Origin of the sequence: Staphylococcus borealis (genome assembly GCF_001224225.1) — a bacterium.
Classification (GTDB): Bacteria; Bacillota; Bacilli; order Staphylococcales; family Staphylococcaceae; genus Staphylococcus; species Staphylococcus borealis.
In genome coordinates this window covers 134,847-152,144 of the sequence record NZ_CUEE01000001.1, presented here as the reverse complement: position 1 = coordinate 152,144, position 17,298 = coordinate 134,847, and the positions used below count along the sequence as shown (strand labels likewise).

Annotated in this window: 16 protein-coding genes and 1 pseudogene; 10 read left to right on the top strand and 7 right to left on the bottom strand. The window is 33.0% G+C overall.

Annotation, left to right across the window (positions count from 1 at the left end; genetic code table 11):
• Positions 1-52 precede the first annotated feature (52 nt).
• Positions 53-1,426, bottom strand: coding sequence for a sensor histidine kinase (locus AK212_RS00830; RefSeq protein WP_053028647.1), 1,374 nt, complete (start codon positions 1,424-1,426; stop codon positions 53-55).
• Positions 1,419-2,093: a response regulator transcription factor gene (locus AK212_RS00825; protein WP_053028646.1), complete on the bottom strand. Its 675-nt coding sequence runs from the start codon at positions 2,091-2,093 to the stop codon at positions 1,419-1,421. Before AK212_RS00825 ends, AK212_RS00830 begins: the two co-directional genes overlap by 8 nt.
• A gap of 135 nt (positions 2,094-2,228) precedes the next feature.
• Here AK212_RS00825 and AK212_RS00820 point away from each other — a divergent pair, with 135 nt between their 5' ends.
• Both AK212_RS00820 and AK212_RS00815 read left to right on the top strand, forming a co-directional pair.
• Complete coding sequence (locus tag AK212_RS00820; protein WP_053028645.1) at positions 2,229-3,284, top strand: ABC transporter permease; 1,056 nt, start codon at positions 2,229-2,231, stop codon at positions 3,282-3,284.
• Positions 3,284-3,949, top strand: coding sequence for an ABC transporter ATP-binding protein (locus AK212_RS00815; RefSeq protein ID WP_053028644.1), 666 nt, complete (start codon positions 3,284-3,286; stop codon positions 3,947-3,949). Before AK212_RS00820 ends, AK212_RS00815 begins: the two co-directional genes overlap by 1 nt.
• A 172-nt stretch (positions 3,950-4,121) precedes the next feature.
• On the opposite strand, the gene AK212_RS00810 is transcribed toward AK212_RS00815, so the two are convergent.
• Positions 4,122-5,078, bottom strand: a complete 957-nt coding sequence (locus AK212_RS00810; protein WP_053028643.1) for a YdcF family protein — start codon at positions 5,076-5,078, stop codon at positions 4,122-4,124.
• A 163-nt stretch (positions 5,079-5,241) separates the two neighbouring features.
• Between AK212_RS00810 and tcaR the strand changes: the two are divergent.
• The 3 genes and pseudogenes from tcaR to tcaB all read left to right on the top strand — a co-directional run bounded on the left by tcaR (position 5,242) and on the right by tcaB (position 8,631).
• Positions 5,242-5,701: pseudogene (gene tcaR, locus AK212_RS00805) on the top strand (MarR family transcriptional regulator TcaR).
• 111 nt (positions 5,702-5,812) lie between these two features.
• The gene (tcaA, locus tag AK212_RS00800) at positions 5,813-7,189 is read left to right on the top strand and encodes a membrane-associated protein TcaA (protein WP_053028642.1); all 1,377 of its coding nucleotides are present in this window, start codon (positions 5,813-5,815) and stop codon (positions 7,187-7,189) included.
• Between the two features lie 233 nt (positions 7,190-7,422).
• The gene (gene tcaB, locus AK212_RS00795) at positions 7,423-8,631 is read left to right on the top strand and encodes a putative multidrug effflux MFS transporter TcaB (RefSeq protein WP_053028641.1); all 1,209 of its coding nucleotides are present in this window, start codon (positions 7,423-7,425) and stop codon (positions 8,629-8,631) included.
• A gap of 78 nt (positions 8,632-8,709) precedes the next feature.
• Here the strand turns inward: tcaB and AK212_RS00790 are convergent, their stop codons facing one another.
• Positions 8,710-9,261: a TetR/AcrR family transcriptional regulator gene (locus tag AK212_RS00790; protein ID WP_053028640.1), complete on the bottom strand. Its 552-nt coding sequence runs from the start codon at positions 9,259-9,261 to the stop codon at positions 8,710-8,712.
• A 128-nt stretch (positions 9,262-9,389) separates the two neighbouring features.
• On the opposite strand from AK212_RS00790, the gene AK212_RS00785 reads away from it, so the two are divergent.
• Both AK212_RS00785 and AK212_RS00780 read left to right on the top strand, forming a co-directional pair.
• Entirely contained in the window at positions 9,390-10,037 is a 648-nt protein-coding gene (locus AK212_RS00785; protein WP_053028639.1) for an HlyD family secretion protein, read from the top strand.
• Between the two features lie 12 nt (positions 10,038-10,049).
• Positions 10,050-12,095 (top strand): DHA2 family efflux MFS transporter permease subunit, encoded by a 2,046-nt coding sequence (locus AK212_RS00780; RefSeq protein ID WP_053028638.1) that lies wholly within the window; start codon positions 10,050-10,052, stop codon positions 12,093-12,095.
• Positions 12,096-12,222: 127 nt separating this feature from the next.
• Here AK212_RS00780 and AK212_RS00775 read toward each other — a convergent pair whose 3' ends face one another.
• Complete coding sequence (locus AK212_RS00775; RefSeq protein WP_053028637.1) at positions 12,223-12,870, bottom strand: hypothetical protein; 648 nt, start codon at positions 12,868-12,870, stop codon at positions 12,223-12,225.
• Positions 12,871-13,064: 194 nt separating this feature from the next.
• On the opposite strand from AK212_RS00775, the gene AK212_RS00770 reads away from it, so the two are divergent.
• On the top strand, positions 13,065-13,964 hold the full coding sequence (locus AK212_RS00770; RefSeq protein ID WP_053028636.1) for an alpha/beta hydrolase fold domain-containing protein: 900 nt from the start codon (positions 13,065-13,067) through the stop codon (positions 13,962-13,964).
• 271 nt (positions 13,965-14,235) lie between these two features.
• On the opposite strand, the gene AK212_RS00765 is transcribed toward AK212_RS00770, so the two are convergent.
• The gene (locus tag AK212_RS00765; RefSeq protein ID WP_053028635.1) at positions 14,236-14,640 is read right to left on the bottom strand and encodes a hypothetical protein; all 405 of its coding nucleotides are present in this window, start codon (positions 14,638-14,640) and stop codon (positions 14,236-14,238) included.
• 3 nt (positions 14,641-14,643) lie between these two features.
• On the bottom strand, positions 14,644-15,120 hold the full coding sequence (locus AK212_RS00760) for a thioesterase family protein (RefSeq protein WP_053028634.1): 477 nt from the start codon (positions 15,118-15,120) through the stop codon (positions 14,644-14,646).
• Between the two features lie 120 nt (positions 15,121-15,240).
• On the opposite strand from AK212_RS00760, the gene corA reads away from it, so the two are divergent.
• Positions 15,241-16,188 (top strand): magnesium/cobalt transporter CorA, encoded by a 948-nt coding sequence (corA, locus tag AK212_RS00755; RefSeq protein WP_053028633.1) that lies wholly within the window; start codon positions 15,241-15,243, stop codon positions 16,186-16,188.
• 44 nt (positions 16,189-16,232) lie between these two features.
• Positions 16,233-17,282, top strand: a complete 1,050-nt coding sequence (gene fni, locus AK212_RS00750) for a type 2 isopentenyl-diphosphate Delta-isomerase (RefSeq protein WP_053028632.1) — start codon at positions 16,233-16,235, stop codon at positions 17,280-17,282.
• Positions 17,283-17,298: the final 16 nt, after the last annotated feature.

Here is a 17,298-nt window from a genome sequence, read left to right as displayed (position 1 = left end):
CGGTCGTTCTCACTGTGTAAGTGGTTTAAATGATTATATAAATGGCATATATCTATAAGTTTGATGTCAGTCTAATCGTAAAGGTAGTACCTCGTTGTACGTCACTAGACACACTAATTTCGCCCTGGTGTAATTTAATAATTGATTGCGTAATGGCTAGACCTAAGCCATTACTATTATCTTGCTCGTTCAGTTTATAAAATCGCTCAAAAATATGTGGTTGAGTTTCTGATGGAATCGTATTTCCTTCATTATTGACACTAAATAAAATTGAATCATTATGCTCATGAGAAAGCCTAACTTCAACTGTACCACCAATTGAAGCGTACTTAATCGCATTTTGAATAAGATTAGAGAATGCTTGGTGTAATAAACGACTATTTCCTTGGAAATAAACGTCACTTAAATCAGACAACAACATTAAATCTTTATTATCTAGTTCGAATTGCTCATGACGTATAATTTCTTTAATCATCGTAGTAATGTGTATATGATCATCAAAGCGTAAATGATTGGCATTATCTAATTCTGATAGGAGAAGTAATTCCTTTGTGAGATTACTTAATCGAGTTACTTCGTCGTGAATTTCATCAATGTATGTCTGCCTTTTTTCTTGCGTCGCTGTAAATTGTAATTCTGTAAGTAAACGTTGAATATGTGTTAATGGTGTTTTGATTTCATGTGAAACATTTTGAACGAAGTGTTGTCGCATATCATCGACTTGTTTTAATGCTTGACGCATAGCGTCGAATCGATATTGTAGTGTGCCGATTTCGTCATGACGACTTTGATAAATGGGTGTATCGAAATCCCCGTGTATTAAACGCTCTGTTGCTTGCTTTAGCGTTTTTATAGGTTTAATGATTGAATAAGTTGATGCAATAACTAGGGTGATTGAAATACTTAATAAACAAATTAATAATACTGAAAGGAAAGTACGAAACTCACTAAAGGTTTCGCCTATATCTGGGCGCATAAACACGGCAAGCGGTTGATGATTTTGGGTAAAGCGGACGCCTACAGTATTATCTGTTTCATTATCAAAAAATCCAGTTACAAATAATTCGAATGGCTTATTTTTGATACCGTGATAGTCCTCGCCTTGTAGAACTTGGTTGATCGCGGCGTTTGAAATCGTGTCTTGGCGAAATGGTTCACCATAAAATGTTTTATGATGTGCACGATCTACAATCATAATTTGATAGTTCATATCGCCTAGGTGTTTGAAATAGGCTTGACTATCAGATTGATTTGAAGAGGCATGAAATTGTCGTGCTTCTTTTAAAGTACGCATTATCTTAGTATCATTATGTGCTTTTAAATTGAAATGGTAATATATATTAGCGAATAGAAAGCTTACTAAAGCACTAAATAGAATAACGGTAATTGTATAGATTGCAATACGTGTATAAAGAGATTTAAACATGGGTAATCACCTTGTATCCTTGTCCACGAACCGTTTGTATCTCAATCGTGGCATTTAATTGATTTAGACGATGACGTAGTCGTTTGATATGTACGTCTATCGTTCTTTCATCTCCCTCATAATCAAACCCCCAAATGCGCTCTATTAATGTGTTGCGCGTAAAAATATGTTTTGGCTGACCACATAATAAAAATAATAATTGAAACTCTTTAGTAGGTAAATTTACATTTTTGGATCCAACAATGACTTCCATATATTCTTGAATTAACGTCACATTGCCTAATTTTATAATATCTTGAGAATTAATTTGATAACGTCTTAGCACAGCTTTAATTCTAAATAGTAATTCTTTCACTTCAAATGGTTTCGTAACGTAATCATCTGTTCCACTCACAAATGCACGTTCTTTATCGCTTAGCGCATCTCGTGCTGTTAGCATAATAACAGGTATGTCGTAGTCGTTTTTTAGCACTTGGCACAGTTCAAATCCATCCATACCAGTCATCATAATATCGACAACAGCAATATCAACTTGGTTATTTGTAAGGTATTGTAATGCGTTTTCTCCACTGGCATGTGTAACGGTTTGAATTTGAGCCGCTTCGAGATGCTGAGAAACGTAATGTAATATTTTATAGTCATCATCCACTATTAAACACTTCACCATCATTATTACTCCTTTAATATATTTAACATGATTATATGAATAACTATATCAAAAAACAAATTCCATTAAAGTTCATATTCAGTTCATATTGTGTCATTAAACTGTGTATTGAAATAGCAGTGGGAGGTAGTAAGTATGAATTTAGCATGGAAAGAAATAAAATTTTATAAATTTCGTTACACATTAATCATGTTAATCATCTTTTTATTAGGAAGTATGGTTCTATTTATTAGCGGATTAGCTCAAGGATTAGCACGAGAAAATATATCATATTTAAACAATATGCCGGCAGAACATTATATTGTTGAAGATAATAAAGAGCCTAAGTTAGAAAGTTCACAGATGAACCAGTCTCAGAAAGATAAAATAGAAGATATCATTCATCAAGATGCCACACAAATAGGCACACAAACACTTAAAATCAATCAAGATGAGCAAGATGTTATTACATTTAATACACCAAAACATCTTAAGCCAAAACTTATAACTGGTAGCTATCCAACTCAACAAGATGAAATCGCTATAAGTGAAAAATTAACTGGAAATGATTTGAAAGTTGGAGATTACGTTTCATTTAAAGGGCATGACACGCGTTATAAAATAAGCGGGATAATGAACGAAACCATGTATTCCCATAGTTCAATGATATTAATGAATAAAGAAGCGTTTGAATCAATAAATAAGCAAGTATCAACATTCTACCCTGTTGAAAATATAAATAAAGATGACAAAGCGTCACTTAATCAAATAGACGGCATAAAAGTAGTGGACGAAAAGACGTTAACAGATAACATTGCTAGTTACCAGGCAGAGCAAATGCCACTTAATTTAATGATTATTAGCTTATTTGTTATTACAGCTATCGTATTAAGTGCATTCTTTTATGTGATGACGATTCAAAAGATCCCTCAAATAGGTATTCTAAAAGCTATTGGTATTAAGACCAAACATTTATTAACTGCACTTTTACTACAAATTGTTTTAACAACAATGGTTGGTGTTATTTTAGCATTTATTGTCATACTTATTTTGAATACGGTTATGCCAGTGACAATGCCATTTTATTTAAATTATAGTCAGGTATTATTAATGATTGCCGTATTTCTAATCGTAGGATTAATAGGTGCATTACTATCCTTTATAAAAGTACTAAGAGTAGATCCGATAGAGGCAATTGGAGGTATGGAATAATGACATTACAACTTAATCAAATTACTAAAACATTTGGTAGTGGAGATGCTCAAACAGAAGTGTTAAAAGGGATTAACTTTGAGGTCAATCAAGGCGAGTTTATTATTCTCAGTGGCGCATCTGGTTCAGGTAAATCAACACTTCTAAATATTTTAGGGGGATTATTAAGTCCTTCAAGTGGAGATATTTTATATAATGATAAGCAATTATTCTCTAATGATGTAGATCAAACCAGTCTAAGACTAAATGATATTGGATTTATCTTTCAATCATCGCATCTCGTACCTTATTTAACTGTGGAGGAACAATTAACGATTGTAGCTAAAGAAGCGGGAAGTAAACGTAAAGAGGCTAAAGAGAAAGCGCAGAGACTACTCAATGAAATAGGCTTGAGTCATCGTCAAGCTGTTTATCCACATTTGTTATCTGGAGGAGAAAAACAACGTGTGGCGATTATGAGGGCCTTTATGAATGAACCTAAAATTATATTAGCGGATGAACCGACAGCAAGTTTAGATGCAGATAGAGCGACATCTGTTGTTCAAATGATTAAATCTCAAGTTCAAACCAAAGATATGATTGGTATTATGATTACGCATGATAAAAGATTATTTGAATATGCAGATAGAGTGATTAAAATAGAAGATGGTAAAATAGAGTTGTAAAAAGTACAAATATTGTAGAAGTTAATCGTTGTGTAAAGTAAATCGTATGATAATAGTTAGATAAGAAGCGAGCACGACTAACGTATGTCATCAAACGATGTTGCAAGCATAACCAATTGGGAGTTGGATGATGAATTCATATAGAATTCTATCCAACTCCCATCTTTATGTTTTAAAATAAGATATAAATTGATGCAAAAAATAAAATTGCAAAGTAAATGGTTAAGAGTAGTTTATATTGATACATAAGCGCTAAGAAATCTCTAATTAATGCGATATTAAAGAAATGATAGGGTGTATGACTTCCGATACCATCGACTTTCATTTGATTTATTTGTGCAAATCTCATGCCACGTAAAATATGAAATTGGCTTGTGACACAAAGTATACTAGGACGATGTTTATATAGATTACGTATGATTCTTTTAGAATAATAAAAGTTTTCAAAGGTATTGGTTGATTGATCCTCTAGGATAATATTAGACTCAGGAACCCCGTGGTCAATTAAATAATGTTTCATCGCCAATGCTTCAGATATTGGTTCATCAGGTCCTTGGCCACCGCTCACAAGCACGTTGCATGTCCCTTTTTGTTGATGATAAACACTTAGTGCACGATTTAATCTATCAGCTAACATCGGTGTAACGTTCTTTGTGAATATACCAGCACCCAATACCATAATTAACGCGTATTGATTTTGCGTGGTTATACGACCTAAAGCCGAAGACCAAGCCATATAGAGTAAGAATGCATAACATGTGCTTATAGCAATCATCGTAAGCCATAGGAAGATGCCATTGATGATTGGAATAGGCATCGTGCTAAGGTATGCAAGAATCGCCGTGAATAGTACACCTAATATGAAATGTTTCATCATTTTATTTAAAAATGTTTTTCCTTTTTTAAATGTAAAAAGATGATAATGTTTCAGTAGTAAACCAAGCGTAGTAATAATCATAAGTAGTATGAGTGTAGTAGGTAATGTCATTGTTAATACATTTATGACGGTAATCATCATGCACAATATGACAGTTATTATAAATGTTGTTAAATTTAAAAGTTGTTTAACATTGAATAATACACCTACTACAATACATAACACAATGAGAGCTAAAATAATTGCGAACATAGGAAGTACCTCGAATTTCTTTATATATATAAATGTAATCGAACCACTTACCATTTAGCAACTATTAACCACGGAATGAGGTTTTCAAGAGAATTGTTTATTGATATGATTTAACAGAGTATGTATAAACGTAATGGATGACTAATTAACAAGGAGTAAAGCAATGAGCAGAATTTCTAGAAACCACATCGAATTTATGAAACAATTCATCGATGATACCAATACTTTAACCGCCAAGCTATTAAAAAGATCAACAAAGTAAGTATGGCATTTCAATGGAACAATCCAATGTACTCAGATTACTAAGCCATCATCATGCATTATCAATTACAGAAATAACTGAGAAGCAAGGTGTTAATAAAGCAGCGGTGAGTAGACGTATCAAGAAACTCATTGACAGTGGCTTCGTAGCATTACAAAAATCTAATACCAATATTGATCAACGCCTGAAATATGTTGTTTTAACAGACAAAGGTCGTCAATATACTGAAGAAAATAATGAAATTGTTAGTGACATTGTCAGTGATATGGTGGCAGACTTATCAAGTAAAGATATTGAGAAAGCGTTAAGTGTATTATATATAATAGATGAAAGAGTAAAAAAATTTAATTCAAAAGTTTAAATTAGTATGAAGCTTTAGACCGATTATTATATAATAGATATCATATTCTTAACTTGAACGTACAATATCAATCGTTAAATTTAATATAGTAGTGGGGAAGTTGGTGACTAAATGAGTACATGTCCGAAATGTGGACAGAAAATTGACAATAATAGCCTGAACAAGTGTCCTAATTGTGGGAAGAAATATAAAAAATCAGACAGCAAAGACAAGCAAATCCATACCCCTCAAACCAACACATCAAATATTAAGATTAGAAAGTTTATTCCGTGGGCAATCGTTGCATTTATTGTTATATTGCTCGTCATTGTATTTTTATTGGTAAGGAATTATAACACGCCTGACGCGCAAACTAAAATTTTAGTTAATGCTATTGATAATAATGATTCACAAAAGGTCGCAACGTTATTAAGTTCTAAAAATTCTCATATCGATTCGGATGAAGCGAGCGTCTATATTGACTACATTAGAAGTGAAGTCGGTATGAAAAAATTTGCACATGATATTAGATCAACTGTTGAAACATTAAATAAAAGTGATTCCAAAGAGGCAATTAATTTAAAAACACGTGCGGGTAATAATTACTTACGTGTGAGTAAAAACGGAACTCGATTACTCATATTTGATAATATGAGTTACACCGCACCAACAAAACAAGCAATTGTTAAACCTAAGCTTGATACGAAATATGAGTTCAAAGATGGCGGTAAAAAGAAAACTGTTATTGCTGATGCCAATAAAACAACGTCACTTGGTAGATATATTCCAGGCATATATTCTATTGATGCTAAAAAGGAAACAGAGTATGGCACATTTAGCGGTCAGCTTAAATTTGATTTTAGATATGGTAAAGGAAACACAGTTGAAGTAAATGAAAATTTCAATGAGGCACTATTAACCGTAAAATTAAAAGGAAAAAGTGACTTAGATAAAAACTCACTAAAAGTTGAAATTAATGATAAACAAATGAAATACAGTCGATCTAGAGAGTATGGACCGTATCCTCAAACGAAAGATGTGACCGTATCTGCCTTAGGAAAGGCTAAAGGAAAAACATTCCGTACAGAGACTAAAACAATTAAAGCAAGAGACTTAGGTAATATTAATAGTGCAGTATTAGAGTTTGATGATGAAGAGATTAGTGATTATATTGAAGAAAAAGAAGCCGAAGAAAATAGCTTGAAAACAAAATTGAGTCATTTCTTTAACAATTATTCTTTAACACTAAATAGCGCTATTTCTCAAGGTAACTTTAATTTAGTAAGCACATTTTTAAAAGATAAATCCAGCATCTATAAAATGATAGAAAATAATTTAAATCATTCAGCTGCTTTCATAAATCCTCAAATTATTAGTGCCAGTCAACAAGGTAACACGATTAACACTAAAGTGCAGCATCTGAATAGTAATGGTCAATATGAAATTACGGATTATGAATTAACTGAGGATCATCATACCGGGAATCTTCAACTCGTTGATTCAAAATAAATTGAACGATACCAAGTGTTACTGACTAAACTGAGAAAATGCTTCAATCAAGCTTTTCTCAGTTTTAATCATAGTTGCATGCGGGGATTACTAAAAAGCATGTCATTAAGAAATGCTATAAGCAACGCAAGCTGGGGTGGGACAACGAATTGAATAAATCATTCCGTCCTACGCCCGCTCGTTCTTTTTTTAATACATAGAAAATATGAAACCTACAAAGGTGGGATACGTTAATGGATATAGAGCAAAACCAAAGAAAACATTCACCCTTATTTATTATTATATTAGGTGCTTTAACTGCCATAGGTGCCTTATCGATAGATATGTTTTTACCAGGACTACCTGAATTAAAGAATGATTTTAATACGACGACAGCTAATGCACAACTTACACTATCGTTATTTATGATAGGTTTAGGATTAGGTAACTTATTTGTAGGTCCTATATCTGATAGTATGGGACGTAAGAAACCATTAGTTATTTCTATGGTTGTATTCGCTTTAGCAAGTTTGGGTATAGTATTCGTTGAGAATATTTGGGTTATGGTATTTCTAAGATTTGTTCAAGGATTTACAGGTGGTGCTGGCGCGGTTATATCAAGAGCCGTTGCGAGTGACATGTATCGTGGGAACGAACTGACGAAGTTTTTAGCGTTACTCATGCTTGTTAATGGTGTCGCACCTGTAATAGCACCGGCTTTAGGAGGATTAATCTTAAGTTTTGCTGTTTGGCGAATGGTATTTGTCATTTTAACGATATTTGGTGTGTTAATGGTACTAGGCTCAGTATTTAAAGTCCCTGAATCTTTATCAGTAGCCCAGCGTGATAGTAGTGGAGTTAAAGTCATTTTTAGTAATTTTAAAAGTTTACTTACGACACCTCGATTTGTGTTACCAATGTTAATACAAGGTGTTACATTTATTATGTTATTTAGTTATATATCAGCGTCGCCATTTTTAGTTCAAAAAATATATGGTGTTTCACCATTACATTTCAGTTGGATGTTTGCTGGCATAGGCATTACACTCATCATTGCAAGTCAAATTGCAGGTAAACTGGTAGACTATTTTCATCCACAAGCATTGTTACGTGCATTTACAGCTGTTCAAATTTTAGGCGTCGTTATCGTGTCACTAACATTGTTGAATCACTGGCATTTTGCATTGTTAGTTATAGGGTTTATTGTATTAGTTGCCCCAGTAACCGGTGTAGCAACTTTAGGATTTTCAATTGCAATGGAAGAGCGTACGACTGGAAGCGGAAGTGCATCAAGTTTATTAGGATTATTGCAATCGTTATTAGGCGGACTTGTCACACCGCTTGTTAATTTAAAAGGTGAATATAATAGTATGCCGTACATTATTATAATTAGCCTCACAGCCATTTTACTTATCATTTTACAATTATTAAATGTTAAAGTGTTTAAACATGATAAAGCATAAACAAAGTAGCCAATAAATGAATGAACCTTTCATTTATTGGCTACTTTGTTTGATATTGACTTTTAAACTTCAATATGACTATCTTTGAACTTTTAACGTGTTAGCAAGTAACGCACTTGCGACTTCATCAGGACTTTCTTGACACCCTAATCGTAACCAATTTAATATTACACCGATTTGCCCACTCATTGTGTATGTAATAAAGAAGGGGACATTTTGAATGGTTGTATGATTTTCTCCTAAAATGTTTGTGTAATATTGTTTCGTAATCTCAATATATTCCATTACTAATGCTTTGTTTGGATGAGAAATAAAAATGGCATGGTAAAATGCTTTCTTTCTATAAATATATTTTAAAATAATATGAAAGAATTTATAAACTTTCTCAGGGTTCTTTTTAATGTTATCGAAGTTAAAAGAAAATGCGTTTAGTAGATGTTCATATTTATTTAAATGATAATTTTGAATTTTAGATAGCAAATCATATTTATCTTGAAAGTGATCATAGAAAGTTGAGCGATTGACATTACTATTTGCACAAATCATCTTGATGGATATATCTTCAATGGGATGAATTTCTAATAAATCGATTAAGCTTTTGATTATTTTATATTTAGCATTTTGTTTCATCGTGTCACCTAATTTATCTATAACTTCACATAGCCGACAATTTAGCGATAATTGTTGGTGTTATTTTTATGTATATGTCTTTATAATATTAAAAGTGATTTTGAAAAGCAAATAGGAGGAAATGTTCAATGAAAAAAATGGTGTTAATTAATATCATCACTATCGTTGTTCTTGTTGTAGTCGGTATCGTAGGTTTCTACTTATATCATAATGCTACAAGTTATGTAACAACTGATAATGCCAAAGTTGATGGAGATCAAATTCAAATCTCTAGTCCAACTTCAGGTCAAATTAAATCTCTTGATGCAAAACAAGGGGACAAACTTAAAAAAGGTGACAAAGTAGCAGAAGTGAGTGGTCAAAGCCAAAGTGGTGAGTCACAAACTATGGATATCAAAATGCCACAAAACGGTACAATCGTTAAAACAAGTGGTATGGAAGGTTCAGTTGCACAAGCAGGTTCACCAATTGCTTATGCTTACAATTTAGATGATTTATATATTACAGCAAATATTGACGAAAAAGATGTTAGCAGTGTAGAAAAAGGCGACAAAGTTGATGTAACTATTGACGGTCAAGATTCTGATATTGACGGTAAAGTTGAAGAAGTAGGCCAAGCGACTGCAGCTAGCTTCTCATTAATGCCATCATCTAACACTGACGGTAACTACACTAAAGTATCACAAGTAGTACCAGTTAAAATTTCTTTAGATTCTGCACCATCTAAAAATGTTGTTCCTGGAATGAACGCTGAAGTTAAAATTCATAAAAACTAAGGGGGTCATAGAATGACAACGACCTTCATTGTTGGATATATTGTTTTAGCGGTCATTTTAGTTGGTTTAGTTAACGTTCTTGTGTTGAAATCACGCAAGAAACGTAAGAACCAAACTAAGGGACAACACGTAAATGAAGAATCTAAAAGTCAAAGTAATCCATCTAAATTTAAAATCAGTGACTTAGACCGAGATCAAGCGTCAGAACGTACGCAAGATGCTCACCATGATGATCATCAACTCCGTCACTTAAACACAGAAGATCGACACATTGAAAATGATAAACGCAAAGATCATTTCGAGAATGAACAAGATCATGCCTCAGAGCAAATACATCCTGAGCAAAAGCAAGCATCACATTCCTTACATTATTCTGATGATGCTACTGAGGATGATAAACAAGATGATGATGTAAATAATCAACATCTACCAAAAGATTCAATTTATGAACCGATTAATCCCGCTTCTCAAGAAGGACGCGTCAACGAACGCATCAAAAAACAAAAAGAAGATTTTGTGTTTGGAAAAGGGATTACAAGAAATAAAATTTTAGCTGCAATGTTGTTTGGTATGTTTATTGCCATCTTAAACCAAACATTACTTAACGTTGCATTGCCTAAAATCAATACAGAATTTAATATTTCGGCATCAACTGGACAATGGTTGATGACAGGTTTCATGTTAGTTAATGGTATTTTAATCCCGATTAGTGCATTCTTATTTAATAAATATTCGTATCGTAAGTTATTTATTATTGCACTTTTATTATTCACGATTGGGTCTTTAGTCTGTGCACTTTCGAATAACTTCCCAATGATGATGGGTGGACGTGTACTTCAAGCCATTGGTGCTGGTGTATTAATGCCATTAGGTTCTAACGTCATCGTTACAATCTTCCCACCAGAAAAACGTGGGGTTGCAATGGGAACAATGGGTATAGCAATGATATTGGCACCAGCAATTGGACCTACGTTATCAGGTTATATCGTACAAAACTATCATTGGAATGTTATGTTCTATGGTATGTTCTTCCTAGGTATTGCAGCAATGATTTTTGGTTACTTCTGGTTCAGACTGTACCAAAAAACAACAAATCCAAGAGCCGACTATCAAGGTATTGTTTATAGTACGATTGGATTTGGTGCATTATTATATGGTTTCAGTGAAGCCGGAAATAAAGGCTGGGGTTCAACTGAAATTGTAATTATGTTTATTATTGGTGTAATATTTATTGTTGCATTCGTTATTCGTGAATTAACAATGAGAGCACCAATGTTAAACCTTGAAGTTTTGAAATCATCAACATTTACACTTACAACTATTATTAATATGGTTGTAATGATGAGTTTATTCGGTGGTATGATTTTATTACCAATTTACTTACAAAACTTACGTGGCTTCTCAGCACTAGATTCAGGATTATTATTACTTCCTGGTTCGTTAGTAATGGGTATCTTAGGCCCAATTACTGGTAAGCTACTTGATACAATCGGTTTAAAACCATTAGCATTATTCGGTATAGCAGTAATGACTTATGGAACATGGGAACTTACTAAATTAAATATGGATACACCATATCTTCATATTATGAGTATTTATGTTATTCGATCATTTGGTATGGCATTCGTTATGATGCCACTTATGACAGCAGCGATTAACGCACTGCCACCAAGACTAATCTCTCACGGTAACGCATTCCTTAATACAATGAGACAATTAGCAGGTTCAATTGGTACGGCGATTCTTGTTACTGTTATGACAACGCAAACAACAAATCATGTTGGTGCGTTTGCAGATGAATTAGATAAAACAAACCCTGTGATTCAAGATCATGTACGTCAAATGGCGGCACAATATGGCGGTCAATCTGAAGCATTACAAGCTATCTTGAAATATGTTAACCAGCTTGCATATATCGAAGGCATTAACGATGCATTCTGGATTGCGACTGGATTAGCTTTCTTAGCATTTGTTTTAAGTTTATTCTTAAAAGGCAAAAAAGGCGCTGATGCAGAACATGAAAGAATGATGCATGCGGAAAGTAAAAAATTTAAATAAAATGATGTTGGGGGACATTATTTTTAAAGTATCGGTACACTTTGATAAGTGTGATCGATACTTTTTTTATTACAACAATAAAAGCCATTGTGACTTGAGTTTAACGTCGACAATGGCATAAGAGAGATTATTTAATAGTGTAATGATTTGTTTTACGATTTCTAAAAAAGAAACTAATTATTAATAATGCTAAACTACATACTAATAAAATAAGCGCATTATGAATGGCGTCAGCTTCATTAATAATTTGGTTTGCTGAAACATTCAAAGAAAAACTTTGTAATTTATCTGCAATACGTTGACCAATTACTTGTATGGCATAACCAAAATAAATGGACATTATGAGCATAATAGAAATAATAATAAAATTAAAAATCTTTAGTAAAGTTCGATTAAAGATTATCGTTAAAGCAGTGATGATCAAACTTACAATTGCTAAAATAAAAAATACATTAAATACTAATACAAGGCGATTGGCTATGTCTTCTAAATTGGTTAATTGACTTAAATTAATGTTAAGTGCGCCTATTTGTGTAACCGTATTTTGAAAATCTTTGATTTGAGCATAACTAATAGGTTGGTTGGCAAAGGCTAAATTGAAGATAGGCTGTTTATACATACTATAACCAGTGATAGCTACTAATACGAAAATAATCATTTGAATCATCAAACTCACCCAAGATCTTCTTTTTCGATTGTGACGATGAGAACGAGGATAATATTGATTATGAATAGGTGGTCTATCATTATATTGGATTGTTTTTCTTTCTGACACTTTTCTAACTCCTTTACTATAATTCATTGTTTTCTAAGTTTGACTAATTTATACTGAATTTAATATGCAAATAACAATATTATATTAAATAATTAATCGAGAATTTTTAGAACATAATTTCAATTATATCGTTTTTTGAGCTTAATGTAATAACGTTTAAGTAATTTATTATTAATTAAGGAAGGTAGAATTTTATGAGATCACACATGGTTAATCGAATCATCAATCGATACTTACTGCACAACCGCTCAATATTGTTTGATAATGATTCGGATTTTGATACGTTTATGGACAAGAGAAAAGACATTAATCAAGCTAAACATAAACAACCTTCAAGTTTAAATGTTAAGTCTAATTTAGATAAGTTGTCACTCGATGAGATGCAAGTATTTAGATTCAACTTCCGCCATGAAACAAAAAAGAAAATACTTTATATTCATGGTGGTTATAATACACTACAACCCTCTCCATTTCATTGGAGATTTATGGATAAACTTACACTAAGTACATTGTATGAAGTCGTACTGCCTATTTATCCTAAAACGCCAGAACACCATATGGATGACACATTTAATGCGATAGATGCTGTGTATCAGTCTTTATTAGAAGAAGTAGATGCAAAACACATTGTCATTATGGGCGATGGTACAGGAGGCGCTTTAGCTTTAAGCTACGTTCAACAACTTGTAGCTAAAAAGCAACCACTACCTAATAAAGTATATCTACTGTCGCCAATGTTAGATGCGACACTAACTAACCCAGAAATTACTGAGGATTTAATGAATAAAGATCGATTCGTAAATAGAGATGGTTTACATCGCATATTCAATGTATGGACGCAAGGGGAAGCCTTGGCTAATCCATTAATTTCACCTATTTATGGACAACTTCAAGATTTACCACCAGTTGTGCTATTTGGTGGTGGCAGAGAAATTTATTATCCAGATATGAAACGTTTTGTCTATAATATGGAGGACAATGGCCAATCTGTTCAATTCTTTGAATATCCTAAAATGTTCCATGATTTCCCATTATTTCCTATACATGAATCTCACAAAGTAATTAAACAAATCGCTAAAACGATTGACGTATAATGGGTATTAAATTAAATAACGTTTAGCGTTTGAAATCCTCAACATCATATGGGCAACGTAGCAAATGCGTCGTCATCGACTGAATTAATAAGGCAAGCAAATTCAGTATGCGTTTACACTGGTATGCTTTGCATGAGGGACTCCAGCAAAGAGCGTTTCACCAAGCAATTTTACAAACAAAGCAGAATGGGAGTGGACGACGAATTTAAAAAGAATGTTGTCCTATGCGCTACTCTATTTCTATATCATAAATTATTCGTATCTATGTACATTAATACTGTTTAAACAAGTGCTGTACTTGAGTCATGATTTGTTTTTGGCCTAAGTGATGATAATGGTTATCTATCACTTGGGCTAAATCTGTTTGTGATGCCAGTTGTTGTTCCGATAATGCATTTAAATTTAAAGAAGCATCAGTGAATTCATTGATATAACGATGCACAAAATGTTGTAAGTGTTGATCATCATTTTCCGCTTCAGTGATATTTCGTAGAGCTTCAATTGCTTGCTTTTGTCCTTGATGATAACTTATATTAAATGCTCTTTTCAGTAATTCTTGACTTGGACCGTTCATAAATAATTGTTTTGTCGTATTGAGTGTGATTAAATTTACTTTTAAATCATCGTTTAAATCATATAATAATTCTAATAGTTGATTGCGGAATGTTTGTCCCATATTTTAGTTCTCCTTTTTAGGTATGCCAATTTGATGACCCAATTGTTTAGGCCAATCGATCGTACCTTGTTGTTGATAATAACGCGCAATATTTTGGTGATAGTCGGTTGGAAACGGTGCTGACTTGCGTTTGTTAGTATCAATCCCCATCATAATGACTTCGTTCGTTGCAGCTAACTCATCCTTATTGTTATAAAGCATTAAAAAGAAATGCACACGTTTATAGTCATAGTCATAAATATAAACTTCGATTCGATAAGTGGAATCAAGGGACAACTCTACAAGATACGTCGTATGTTCTTCTAATGTAAACATCGTGTAATGAAGGATTTCACGTTCTTCTAAAGAGAGTCCATGTGTGTAATTAAATTCGTTTATAGCTGCACTAAATGTTTTATTATATTCTGAATCATGCATATGATTGTTATGATCAATTTGAGATGCATGTACAACATTGTTAATAACTAATGGATTGCTCATCTTATCAGACCTCACTCATATATGGATGCTTCTATTTTACTAAATAAAATTAACACATACACATGATTTAATTCATGGTAGAATGAAAGACGTATGGTCATGCAGGAGGTAAATGTAACAATGACAATGACGATTCGATATCAAACTAAAAATCAATCACTTACACAAGTTGACAGTGTTGACGATATTCCTGAAGCAGCAACAATTGTTTGGTTCGATTTTGAAAATGCAACACAAGCAGAGAATGATTACTTAGTCAGTCAATTTGAATTTAACTATCTAGAGTTAGAGGATGCCATTACTGGTGTACCACGTGTAAAATATAAATCCTATGAATCATATCAATATTTAGTCTTTCATAGCATGTACAGAGATGATTTTTCTCCAATCTCTTTGAATGTATTTCTAAATGAGAAAGTACTGGTTACGTATCATCATAAACATTTCGAATCATTAAATGAAGTGGCAAAGATGAACGCACATCACCATGATCCTGACTTAGATTGTGCAGATATAGTGATACATATATTAGATATGATGGTAGATAAATATTTTGAGTTCGTATATACAATTGAAGATAAAACGTATAACTTTGAAGACGCGCATGTAGATGACACTCAAAGTAAAAAGATTATGGATAATGTCTTTCAAATTAAATCCGATTTAATCAAGATTAAGAGGGTATTGTTCCCTATGCAAGAATTGGTAAATACCATTAAAACAGAAGGTAATTTAATTGTAGATAGTAAGCATTCAATGTATATTCAACATATCGACGACCATCTTATTAAACAGAATAATATCATCAGAACATCACAAGAGATGGCTAATGAAATAAGAGAGAACTTCGAATCTTATTCATCATTTAGAATGAACAGTATTATGCAAGTACTTACGTTAGTGTCAGTTATTTTCTCTCCTTTAACATTTATTGCAGGTGTATATGGCATGAATTTCGAGTACATGCCAGAACTTAAATGGCACTATAGTTATCCTATTTGTATGGTGGTCATGTTAATTATAGCTATCGCATTGATTATCTTTTTCAAAAGAAAAAAATGGTTCTAATATAATTTGAAATTTTATTATTTAAAGTAAAGGTAGGTACAAAGATGAGTGATTTTCAAAGAGAACAGAGGAAAAATGAACATGTCGAAATAGCAATGGCTCAAAGTGATGCACCGCAATCAGACTTTGATCGAGTGCGATTTGTACATCATTCAATCCCTAGTATTAATGTAAATGATGTGGACTTAACAAGTCACACGACGGATTTTGATATGACGTATCCAATTTATATTAATGCGATGACTGGTGGTAGTGAATGGACGAAACAAATTAATGAGAAACTTGCAATCGTGGCTCGAGAAACTGGATTAGCGATGGCAGTAGGGTCAACACATGCTGCGTTAAGAAATCCTAAAATGGCTGAATCGTTTAGTATTGCACGTCAAACCAACCCAGAAGGTACTATTTTTAGTAATGTTGGTGCAGATGTTCCTGTAGATAAAGCAGTTGAAGCGGTGAAATTATTAGATGCTCAAGCGCTACAAATACATGTTAATGCACCGCAAGAACTCGTTATGCCTGAAGGAAACCGAGAATTTTCAACATGGTTAGATAATGTAGCCTCTATCGTTCAACGTGTAGATGTGCCGGTCATTATTAAAGAAGTTGGCTTCGGAATGAGTAAAGAATTATACAAAGACTTAATTGATGTAGGTGTGACTTATGTTGATGTAAGTGGTAAAGGTGGAACGAACTTTGTCACAATCGAAAATGAACGTCGCACAAACAAAGATATGGACTATCTTGCAAATTGGGGACAGTCAACCGTTGAGTCTTTACTAGAAAGTTCGGCTTATCAAGATTCACTCAATATCTTTGCTAGTGGTGGTGTACGAACACCATTAGATGTCGTTAAGAGTTTGGCTTTAGGTGCGAAAGCAGTAGGGATGTCTCGACCATTTTTAAACCAAGTTGAAAATGGCGGCATTACGACAACGATTGAATATGTTGAATCATTTATTGCACATACGAAATCAATAATGACGATGTTAGATGCAAGAGATATTAGCGAATTAAAACAAAGTAAGTTAGTATTCGATCAGAAGTTAATGTCATGGATAGACCAACGTGGTTTAGACATTCATCGAGGATAATCTAAAATAATTAATA